Annotated in this window: 12 protein-coding genes and 1 pseudogene; all 13 read right to left on the minus strand. The window is 37.0% G+C overall.

Annotated features, from left to right (window positions below; translation table 11 throughout):
* A partial coding sequence (locus HP401_RS28895) for a hypothetical protein (RefSeq protein WP_173607541.1) occupies nt 1–266 on the minus strand: 266 nt, incomplete at its 3' end.
* Between the two features lie 294 nt (nt 267–560).
* Nucleotides 561–1055, minus strand: a complete 495-nt coding sequence (locus tag HP401_RS28900; RefSeq protein ID WP_173607542.1) for a YfbM family protein — start codon at nt 1053–1055, stop codon at nt 561–563.
* A 1097-nt stretch (nt 1056–2152) separates the two neighbouring features.
* Nucleotides 2153–2629: a hypothetical protein gene (locus tag HP401_RS28905; RefSeq protein ID WP_173607543.1), complete on the minus strand. Its 477-nt coding sequence runs from the start codon at nt 2627–2629 to the stop codon at nt 2153–2155.
* 757 nt (nt 2630–3386) lie between these two features.
* Nucleotides 3387–3791 (minus strand): ankyrin repeat domain-containing protein, encoded by a 405-nt coding sequence (locus HP401_RS28910; RefSeq protein WP_173607544.1) that lies wholly within the window; start codon nt 3789–3791, stop codon nt 3387–3389.
* 97 nt (nt 3792–3888) lie between these two features.
* Nucleotides 3889–4149: a hypothetical protein gene (locus tag HP401_RS28915; protein ID WP_173607540.1), complete on the minus strand. Its 261-nt coding sequence runs from the start codon at nt 4147–4149 to the stop codon at nt 3889–3891.
* Between the two features lie 353 nt (nt 4150–4502).
* Nucleotides 4503–4805, minus strand: a complete 303-nt coding sequence (locus tag HP401_RS28920) for a hypothetical protein (protein WP_173607545.1) — start codon at nt 4803–4805, stop codon at nt 4503–4505.
* Nucleotides 4806–4952: 147 nt separating this feature from the next.
* Nucleotides 4953–5375, minus strand: coding sequence for an HD domain-containing protein (locus tag HP401_RS28925; RefSeq protein ID WP_173607546.1), 423 nt, complete (start codon nt 5373–5375; stop codon nt 4953–4955).
* 1218 nt (nt 5376–6593) lie between these two features.
* Nucleotides 6594–7208 carry a hypothetical protein gene (locus tag HP401_RS28930; protein ID WP_173607547.1) on the minus strand — a complete coding sequence of 205 codons (615 nt, stop codon included), beginning with the start codon at nt 7206–7208 and terminating at the stop codon, nt 6594–6596.
* 295 nt (nt 7209–7503) lie between these two features.
* Nucleotides 7504–7785 carry a hypothetical protein gene (locus HP401_RS28935; protein ID WP_173607548.1) on the minus strand — a complete coding sequence of 94 codons (282 nt, stop codon included), beginning with the start codon at nt 7783–7785 and terminating at the stop codon, nt 7504–7506.
* A complete protein-coding gene (locus tag HP401_RS28940; RefSeq protein ID WP_173607549.1) occupies nt 7749–8063 on the minus strand; it encodes a hypothetical protein in 315 nt (104 codons plus the stop codon). The genes HP401_RS28935 and HP401_RS28940 overlap by 37 nt, the downstream gene beginning before the upstream one ends.
* Nucleotides 8064–8518: 455 nt before the next feature.
* On the minus strand, nt 8519–9598 hold the full coding sequence (locus HP401_RS28945; protein ID WP_173607550.1) for a DNA sulfur modification protein DndB: 1080 nt from the start codon (nt 9596–9598) through the stop codon (nt 8519–8521).
* A gap of 745 nt (nt 9599–10343) precedes the next feature.
* Entirely contained in the window at nt 10344–10604 is a 261-nt protein-coding gene (locus HP401_RS28950; protein ID WP_064201999.1) for a hypothetical protein, read from the minus strand.
* 12 nt (nt 10605–10616) lie between these two features.
* Nucleotides 10617–11214: pseudogene (locus HP401_RS28955) on the minus strand (hypothetical protein); the annotation flags it as partial.

An 11214-nucleotide genomic window follows, 5' to 3' on the forward strand; every position in this document is an offset into this window, starting at 1 on the left:
GCCTGAGACAATCCTGCCACCAATTTATACTCAAAGGTGCCTTTATCATAATCGAGCCAGACATACTTTCCCTCCTTTAATGCATACGAGTAGCCCGGGTACGTTTCCAAGTAAATCACTTGGGCTATGCCGATTTCGATGAGCTCGATCTCCTGCTGTTCTACCATAGCTTCACCATTCTTTTCCTGTGCCAAGCTAACTCCCTGCGAGCTAAATAGTACAGAAGTTATGAGAGCTGCATGTAATACAGTTGTGAATCGTTTCATTAACTAATACCTCGCGTGGGATTTATTGTAAATTGAGTAAAAATATAATCTATGCGTTATATGTTTTCAATTCTGACTATTCGGTTGTAAAGGAGTTTTTAATTGATCAGCTAAAAATTGTGGAAATCGTTTCGATAGGCCTTTCTGAAAATGCAAAAATATCGCCCGTAGGCGGGCTGGTGATTAACTCTCTATGCTGTAGCCATACACCGTTAAAAGCGTCACATTACACCGACAACCATGAGTGAAACAATAGCTTTTCTGGAGCCATGCACCCTTGAAAGAGAAGTGGTTTTAATAAATGCTAATCAATATGTCATGCCCCTGGGCAAGGCTTTGTTCATAAAAATAAGTTAACTGGTTGAGTTCCGTTATAAGTTCTGCGAAACGTTCCTCAGCTTCATCGTCCACCCAAATATCCGGATAAATCTGTTTCGCTCTAAAATCGGCTGGCTTGTATTGTTGCTGCAAGACGGCCCTGTCCACAAAATGAAGAGCTTCTAAAATGCGAGGAAGCTCATCAGAGCCAATGACACTTACGAATTCTTCAGTATCCAGGACGTGGACGCCGACAATGGCCTCGCTTAATGGGTTGTCCTCAATCGGCTGTGAGGCAGAGATCCCTGTTAGCAGATAATGCAATCCGTCCCATAATTTATCCATCTCATACACGAGACAGCGTTGTTTTTCCATAAGCTCCTCGATCTTCCCAACGATATGGGAATTGCCTAACTGAACAACTTCATCCGCTAAAGCATCGTTTAATAAGTAACAGGCCATGATTCCCATCGTGTATTTTCTCCTTTATTTTCTATCATTTTATTCATATGCGGATACGGCAAACTTCTTCCATGTTGTAGCAGTTGGTTCGCCCCATGCCTATATTGACGGATGTAATCCTCCAATTTCGCGGTTTCCTAGTCGATCATAATATTCTCAACATCGTAATTTGATCCCATTGATCGTCGCGTATTTCGTATCGTCTTCTCACAAGAGAGGATTACCATGTTTTAGGTAAATTTGATAGTTTTTAAGGTGTACATACGGTAGAACAAGCTGGAACCCTTTCCGCGGTAATTGCTTCCGGTTTTCGTTGAACCTGTAACATTTATCTGCCGACTATCGTTTGCAAAAATATTATGTATGGATTGATTTCAATTAGGCAGCTGGTACGACGACCATACAAACAGTACCATGTATATCCTCTAATGATCATCTCTATACTGAGCACCATTCCCACTCCTTTCTCTCAAATAAAAATGCCACTCTAAATACGAGTGACATTTCTCTACTATATTTCTTTATTATTTTCATTAAAGATTTCCTTTAGGCTTCGCGTTCTATTGAAGGAAAAAGTTTGACTGTCCTCGGATTAGAGGGCAGTTGGTTGTTAAACCTTGATACATAAGGCCGGGTGGGTGCTTTCAATCTGTAAGCATCCTCCAATGCCATTATACGATCTTCTTCGTATCGCATCTCGGCCATACTCTCGAGCAGATATTCATAATATTCTTCAGCGGTCATTTCAAACCTAGAGCCTCTAATCTTTTCCTCCAAGTCTTTAATGTGTGCTTGGAGAAACTGAACAGATTCTTCGTAGCATGCTTTTAATTGTTCGTGTCAAGGTCTCCAATTCGGCATCATCCGAAGTAATTCCACAGTGCATATAAACACATGTTCGATATGACCACTTTAAAATTCTCCATTGATGTGCCGGACAAGCCTTCTCATGAATTGTCATCTGATAGTTAGTATTTAGTCACTGGAGCAGAGTTCGCTTTAATCGAAAAAAGACAATCTAAAAAAAGAGGTCGCCCTCAAATAGAAAATCTACTTTTTGGGGTAGCCTCTTTCTCATTTTTTCTTGTTCAATTGTCAATAAGAATCTACCAAACTACATTAAACTTACCGCTTTGACTGTAATTCATATTGTACACTGAAATATAATGATACCCATAACATTCAAATTCTACGGTGCTATCGTTAAATGCACTAACGGATCTATAAGCTACATGAGTACCGGGGTCATTTACATCAAATAACTCCACAATAATCCAGTTTGTGTTATCTTTTGGTCCGTCATTTGTTCCCGGAAAAACCTCTATCTTTAATTTGCCGGGAGAGTAAATGTGATCAGAGTTACCAAAGTTATATGTTTTATAGCTCATAGGAGCAATAACTGACTTTTCCTTTTTTGTTGCGAAGTCTTTGACGCTTTGATATTGCCCATTGCTCTCAATAGTATTCTTTTGAACTTGAGACACACTTTTTTCCGTTAAATTGTCTGCTTGTGCCAGTGCAGGAGTAACTGTAATTGTTGCCAACATTATTACAGGTAAAGATAGTGCTACAAACTTTTTCATTTTATTGCCCCCTCTTTACTTGAGAATTTTAGGAATACCCACATTATAGGTTAAATGGATAAATATTACAACTCGTCTGAATTTGTATATGAATTCCTCGAATAACTGGATCACTTATATTCCAAGGTTGTTCATTACTTATGATCTCGTTTTTCAAATAGCCAACTCTCTTCTGCTCCCTCAGTCTAATCCGCTCTTCTTCCTTCTCCTGTGGGTAAATATAATACTTCCCATCACACTGACTCCATTTTCCATCCGCATATGACTTAGCGTTCTCATACCAATACATTAGCTTCTTATCAATCATTCCTTTAACAATCTTATTTGCTGTTCTATCATCACAATCAAGTATGCTACCCCACTTCTTTTTTGTTTCTAGTAAAACGGATAAGTATGTTCACCAGATTTATCTTTGAGATTATATCTCCTTACAACAAACATCGCATACAATTCAAAAGGGTCATTCGTCCATACAATAATCTCAATTGGAAAGGATTCACTTGATAAAGCTGAACGCTGGCAAGTGTTATCAAAAAATGTAGTTGATCTAGTTGATAGACCAAAAGCTGTTAAAGAAGAAATGCAAGTGCGGGACAACGAACAGTCATTAACGTTTCTAGAAGTACGCAAAAACCGCTAGACTCTATGTTGCCTTTTTTGTTGGCTCTTACAACTGGAGCGTCAGATATGTCTACCGTTCGTCCTTTAACCTTAAAGCTTGCTTTCAAATAGAAAAAGCACCCAAATGGGTGCCTGTTTATTCTTTAGCCCCATTACGTTGGAGCAGCTCAATCAGTTTTTTATCCTTTATTTCCATTGCGGTTTTGAGTGGTGATTGTTCGTAGTTATCTTTCTTGTTCGGGTCAGCCTTATTAAGAAGTAAGTAATCTACGACTTCATATTGTTTTTCAATAACAGCACCTAAGAGGGCAGTCCTTCCGTCACTATTAGTTACATTGGGATCGATATTTTTCTCAATGTGGAACTTCACTTTGTTCAGATCGCCGCTTCTTGCAGACTTAATAAACTCCTGAGGATTAAAAGACACATCATAAACGCTGTTAAAATTAGGTTCATCTTTAGCGGTACCACCAGTTAACTGATAGAAAAAAACTCCAAAGATAAACAGAAATACACTTAAGAATATATAGCGTTTTTTCATGAACTGGCATCTCGATGCTATTTTATCATAATAATCTATTCGACAAGTTATTTAGAAAACCTGTTACATTGTAACAACAGGTTTCCGACTCAAACAATTATTTATACCAATTTCCATCGTACACTTTTCTGTAGTCAGAGGATTGCACTTTACTTTCAGCCAAAATCAAGAATGGCTTTGCTTGTTTAAATGCATCATCTTGATCATCCATATAGGAATAGAATCTGCCATAATAATTATTGTTCCAATCCATTACATTCGAATCATCAACAACACTCTTAAAATCACTATACGAAGAGATCTTGTTTCTTTTCATTTTTGGTAAACGATTTAAGGTATCCGCAAATGCGGGCGCCAAGGCTTCTACTCCAACAAAGCCTAAATCATGATTTAATCTTTCATCATAATAGTCAAGTGCATCCTTACGAAGGAGTAATCCCCATTCATGATTTGTATTGATTTAGAATTTCGTGAGTTCGTTTAATTGCCCATTCTGCATTATTTGTCTGTTCAATCCCATCGATTATCATATCTCTAATACTATCGCTTTTTATCACGTCTTCGCCAAAATTCTTAGTTATCCATGTTTCAAAATGCCGTGTTGTTCTCATGCTTTTTCGTTGTATTTGGCTACTTTCCTAATTGCATCTTGAATTGATTTTGGAATCTTTGACATCGGTAAGCTACTCCTTATAAATCCCTGATTTCATTTTATTCTTTTAACACGCTAATCAATGGATCGATTAATAGGCGAAATTCGTTTATTGAAATTCCAAAACCATATCGCTTTAAAATATCGCTTAATTCATTGTCAAATATTTCTGTCTTGATCAAAGCCAAATCTCTCAGAAGTTCATCTACCACTTCTTGATCTTCCATTGATCGATAAAAGCTACTGTATTTTTCAAGTATACCTTGCGTTGGCTTCTCATTATTATTGCAATAATACATTGCCATAAAGTGCTCAAAAGTAATAATCTCTTCTTTATCCAATTCTTTATCTATCTCTTTCACTCTTTCCCGTTCAAATTAAGATTTCATATGACTTCTTTAATACCACATATGTTCTAATAGAAGTATAGTGTATTTAATTAAGGTAAAATCATCATTTACTTCAAGCAGTCCTTTCCAAATCGGAGCATTGTGCTTCCCTTTCTCGTTCTATGTTGAAAGCAGTTCTTTAATGGCTCTCTTATAGCGTAGCAGTCGCTCATAGTCTTTCTCGGTTGGCTCTGGAATCCTTGACAAATCGCTATTGTCCTCTAAGTCACCTAACTTCACTAACCTTGCGATTGGATTTTGCTTTGTTCGTCCGACGAATTCCATATATGTTTCGTCATCATTTCTGGTCAAAGCAATAACTGCCGCAATGATTTCCTCAGAGAACCCTTCATTTCGAAGCTCTTCCACTGTAACATCTGTATCCTCAAGCACATCGTGTAAAACAGCTGATATCATAGTTTCTACAGTCGACATCTTTAACATGATTCGTAAAGGGTGAAGTATGTATGGGTTGCCACCCTTATCAACTTGTCCAGCATGAGCTTGTGTTGCAATCACAATTGCTTTTTCTAATGTACTCATTTGCATTCTCCTCCCTCATGAATTCCCCAATTTAAAAGGAATCATCTCAAATATCCTTACTTGGTTCAGTAAGCAATAGTCCAAGAAATCCACTTTCTCAGCAATCGAGTAAACCGTTGGACTGTCTAGCTCAACATACTTATCAGGAATATCAAAATATTTTACTAATACTTTCTAATTCAAACAGATCATCCCCAAAAAATTTTCTAATAAAAACGATATTTCATTATACAAAGTCCCTATGATATATACCTTCTTCAAGACATTTCGTGCAAACTCATCTTGCTTGAATTCCCTTATTACAATTGGACATTTTTCTACATTTAATTTGCAACCATGCCTCGCACAACAACAAGCTTTATGGTCAACTGGTGCTACCTTTTCTATTATGACCGCCACTTTTATTTAAATTGCTGTTTTATGGTGTTTTATAAATCCATATACCATGAGGATTTGTCATCGTATCAATTATGAAAAAAGCTAATAGTAGGAATAAAGAGAGTTGCATGAAACTCGTCCATAAGATCATCATCCCACGTCCTTTATCTTTTGCACGATGTAATGTAACGAAAGTAACTATTGCCAAAATGATCGACATGATAGGAAGTATCACTGTAATTATGAAAACATTCGTTCCTGTTAGTATCAGATAAGCGAGCAGCATTAAAGCATAGTAGTTTATAATGGAAACTATTGAAACAATAGTCCTTGAAGCAAGCATAGAAAATACCCTACTCATTTTCCCCTCCAAAACATAATCAAGCTACCTTTTCATTGCAAAATCAATTACCGCATCAAGGTCCTTGTCTTCAACAATCCATTCCTCACCTTCTTGAATGTAAAACACATCAACAAGAGTCCAATGTCTGATCGTGTATCCATTTACATGTTTGATAAAAGTGTGCATTGCGTCACCTTTTTCTTATCAAATCTTGTTTTCATTTATTGTTTTTAAAGCGCTGCAATTCTTCTTGCTCCTGACGAATCAATTCAGTCCATATTTTCTTTGGATCCCTATCAGATATATTTCGTTCATCAATAAATGCTTCGTGTCTTAATCTCCAATACTTCATTCTGATTTCTCTAAGTTGAAGATTTTGAATTTATTTCCTCTTGGTTTAAAATTTCTTTAAACTGATCTTCATAGTTTAAATAATCCATTTTTACAACAAGCCTCCTAATTAAATTACCGTTTTATTCAATTCTTTACTGCCCCTCTTAGTCACCTTTGAAGATAAACCAACTTTCAAACCTTTTCACCACATCATTGGCTAACGCAAGGTCAAACTCTAAAAATCTATTGAAGAGAGGCACTCTTGCAAATTCCATTAAGTCCGATTCAACCATTTCTAGCTTTGCAATAAACTCCACATAATCAAAATCAATATAGTACAGTTCATTCTTGTCTACATCTTCTTCATTAGAATCATCCGACCAAACACGCACTATATTATCAGCGAATTCCATTCTTGGTGTTGGATTATGACCCATCCAAGGGCTTTTCCTGTTAATAACACTATCTAGCACATCTCTCCAAGCCTCTAGACCAGAACAACAACTCGGAGGAATTATCCTATCATTGCTTTCGAAATAGATTCCTCCTCCAATTACTACATCTGATTCATCAAATAATCGCTTTAACACTTCATGAGGTGTACCCTTAATGTCTATATTGTTGTATCCCAAAAGCATCGCAATAAACAATTCAACTTCATCACTAGTAGTTTGACCTGTTAACTTGACATATTCAGTATAAGCCACATCTGTATTCAACCAATCAGGTATCTGATAATAAGGCTCTTTTATAACTGCAGTAACTAAAGGGTAATTCATGCCCGCTACTCCCCCTAATTCAAATCTTCCATTTTATTAGATGAAAATATAGTGGCCTGTTTCTCTATCATAATCGACATTTGGAACACCTTCTGATACTATGCAACTCACCAATATCTCATCTTTTTTATCCCAAAAATGATGAACTAATTCCTCTACAAGAACAACAATTCCCCTTAATCGATCTAACTTTTCAAACTTATCATAATTAATCAATATTAAATTAGCATTTTTTTCATTATTTCATCTCCAGTGTTACTTTTCATTTATAAAAATGTATCTTTGCTAATCTAATTCAAGTTTTTTTACAACGGCTGCTAGCTTTTAGCGATCCTTCATGAAGGCTTTCTAGGTAGTAAGCATGTCTTTTTTCTCTTTCGATTTCATCCAATTCATTCATATTTAAAAGCATATAATCCCACTCGCTGATAGTTACAAGTATTTCCCTTAATACAACGTATGTTTCATCACTAACTTGAGCTCCTTTTTCTAAAATATCGTCTTTGTCATTTAGCCACAGGCTTATTGCCCTTGCTACGTCTAAATAATTCTTCTCAGCATAAGATTGATTTGCCAACCTCCAGGTATGAATAGTTTTGTCGACAACGTCGTCTCCAAGCTTCTTTTTTTAGGAAAAGCCTTCAAAAAATCTTGTTTATATTGATTTTTCAACGTCATTCTGACACCTAAAAGAGTGAGTACCCCTCCTAATATCCCGCCAATAACACTACCTATGGCACTCAATTGACCATCAGAAACCCCGAGTTGATACAATAACGCAAAAACATAAATTGCAAACGGTATGACACCTATAAATACCAAAAACAGTTTTATAACTCTTTCAATCTTGTCCATTTCACCCCTCCCACATATATTTTGAGGGAAGTTAATTTTCCTGTCTATACCAAAGGACCCACTTTCTCCGTTAGGGAAATACGCCTAGTGTCACAGTTTATAGGAGGCGGTGCAGCAGGTAATTCTGGAGACTTGGAGCAGGCTCGGCGTATCAGTTATGAGAGATACAGAACAATGGGCAAGGACCGAAATAGTCCCCTAAGTTTGATTGGAACAGAAAAAGCACCACTAGGGTGCTTAATTTAAACATTTTCTAATTAGTATCACTGCGATAAGAACCCCTGCAATACTTGCAAGAATAGTTTTCGAACTAACAAAAATATCAGATATCGAGATCCCAAAATCAATTTCTGGCAAAATATCCCCCCTCACATTTCCATTTTGCGGTAATGGCAGAAGCTTGTCTATACCTACCTCTCACAAAAGAAAAAGCACCGTGCAGGTGCTTTCGAAAATTACATAGGCAGTTTGCTATACTTCTTTAGAGCCTTGAAAATATTGCTCATTCCACTACCGTTACCACTGAAGAATACACGGTTTCTGTTCTCGTCATATTTACCACCAAATTCAAGCCAAATATCAGATTGGTGTCTCCAATCAATACTACCCAGTCCAGCAATATAATCAGTTACATTTGCTATGTTCTCTTTATTAAGAATGTAATAAATATACTTTCCTATTGCTTGAAAGGCCCCAGAATAACCGAGTATATATTTGCTTCTATCATTACAATCAATGGGAATAGCGCTGAAAACTTCATTTAAAATCTCATTGACAACTTCCTTTGTCGAATCGTAATTTTCTTCAGTAAGCATTCGATCAGTATCATTAACAGCCCCACAGACAATATAACTTACTGCCTCTCTCAAAGTTGACAGGAGTATGAATTTTTTATTTCTACCTTTTAATGTTGCCTTCTCGCTCTCTACCCCAAGACTTCTTAGATGAGTGTTTTCTGACGCAAGTTCTCTAGCCATCCGATTGTACAGATCAATTTTATCAAACTTTAAAGAAACTGATTTGTTTGGCTTTGTACTAAGCAAATTAAGGTCGTGGAAGAGTTGCTGTTCACTTTCTATTGTCATATCAGAATAAATGACGACAGGAACTGTCATTTGTCTAAAGTGGTTCAACTTTTCTGTAAGTCGCTTCTTCTCTTCTCCAGTTGCAGCATCTACCTCTTTACTCAACAGTTTAAGAGCTAGCTTAATACCTTCGAGTCGATGTTGCCCATCATTCACAGATAAAGACGAATCAATATCGATAATTACTTGCTTTGATGTTTCATCATATCCTATTTCTCCCCGACAAGATACTGTCAGTGCACTAATGAATGAATAACAATCATCAGAAAAGCCCTTTAAAATGTAATCTGCAATACTCTTCACTTTTTTGTGATTAATACTTCTTTGCACTTCATCGAAAACAGTAAAAAATTTATTGAGTGATCTAAACGGTACCATCGTAACATACGTTTTTCTCCCAAACTGATTTCCTTTTGCGCCAGAGAAATTAAGACTAATTGCATCAGACATATTTATTATGTTCCCTTCTGAGTTGTTAGTAAGTAGCAATAGTTATATTAAAGTACGAACAGTGTTATTCCAATATCGAAATTATTACCAACTCTAATCATAATCTAACAAACTAATTCTTATTAATCTCTCCTACCCGTGCGCACAATCCGCTAGCATTGCAACTTATTATGCTGCACACTTAGCCTATCAACGCACTAGTAACACTTATGATCATTAGGAAGCCTGAAAGGAGCTATTCTACTATGTTACGAGTATCTCCTCAGCCCCATCATGGCGTTGTGCTGCTTTTCGAATAAAGAAAGCAGGTTCCAATCCTCAAGTGCCAATTCAGGAAAATCTTCAAGACTTCAGCAATGATGTACTGCAGTAGCTGCTTCAGTCTTACCGTACCGCTTACTCTCTTGGCACATGTATTCATCTCGTCGTAAAATGGCTGCCCGCTTCCTCTCCCAACGTCGTGACTTGTATAACATTTGGCTCAATGCTCTTCCTATTTTCAACTTAGTCGGTGCAAAACAAAAATCGCCCGGTTATTAACCGAGCGGCTAGTCATAGTGCGTACACGTAGTATAGAGCAAATATTGATTTGCTTGCAAAAACCGTCAAATGCGCCAGATGTGTCAGATATGTCAACCTGTTAGATAACCTCAACAAATTTACTGCTTGTATGAAGAATTGACTCCACACTCGGTATTCCTTAGGAGAGAAAAGCCCCATTATTAGTAAACTTCGCAATCAATTCTTAATCGTAGCTTACCAGTCTTTTTCCTATTAAATCCTCGGCATTATAGTCTCCAGGCTCTAATTGAAGAGTTATGGATTCTATGGGACTAATGTATTCCCGCCCATTAACCAATGCAACTCCTTTTACATTATAAGACTTTGAATTATCGGTTTCGTCATGAAGAACTTTACCCTTAAGATCGCCATTGGGCTTTCCTTCGATAGCGACTATATTGGCAACCTTGATAAAGAAAGCTGTTTTGACCTCAATTGAAAACATATTCTCGCCTCCTCAATTCCCTAGTTCATCAAATTGTTGTCTCAAATCTCTCAATCTTTTAATTGTATCCCTTGTTTCAATATTAGGAATGCCGTAACCTTTTCTGTATTTTATTAGTTTTTCGGCAGCTTCAATTTCTACGGTCAGTACTGTTCTTGGAGTTTGGTCGGGTATTTTCCCTGCTCTATATTGCGCAGTATGAATAAACTCTTCAAATACTGCAGAAGTCGTTGGATTCTGCCTTAATTGTATTGTTTTCTCATTCCAGGTGACAGCCTCTGCCCCACGGTAATCTAAATATCTTATTGCCTCTTCTGATTGGTCAATTATTCCCCCCTGTTTTTCAAATGCCTTTTTCATCCTATCAAATTTAACAGGATCCATAGAACTAGTAGAATCCCCAGTACTCCTTGTAAGTCCTACACCTGTCCTCTTCTTTCCTTTTCTTGCAGCATCCACTAAATCCTTAATGTTTTTACTTCTGCCCAGCGTAAGTACACTCAAGGCAAGTCCACCAATTGCAATTCCATCCGCAAGATCAACTTTACCATCCCGCAATGTATCCAAGTCTTCTTGCATTGGCTCAATAAAGCCTTCTTTCACAAACACC

The sequence above is a fragment of the Brevibacillus sp. HB2.2 genome (assembly GCF_013284275.1).
Taxonomy (GTDB): Bacteria; Bacillota; Bacilli; order Brevibacillales; family Brevibacillaceae; genus Brevibacillus; species Brevibacillus brevis_D.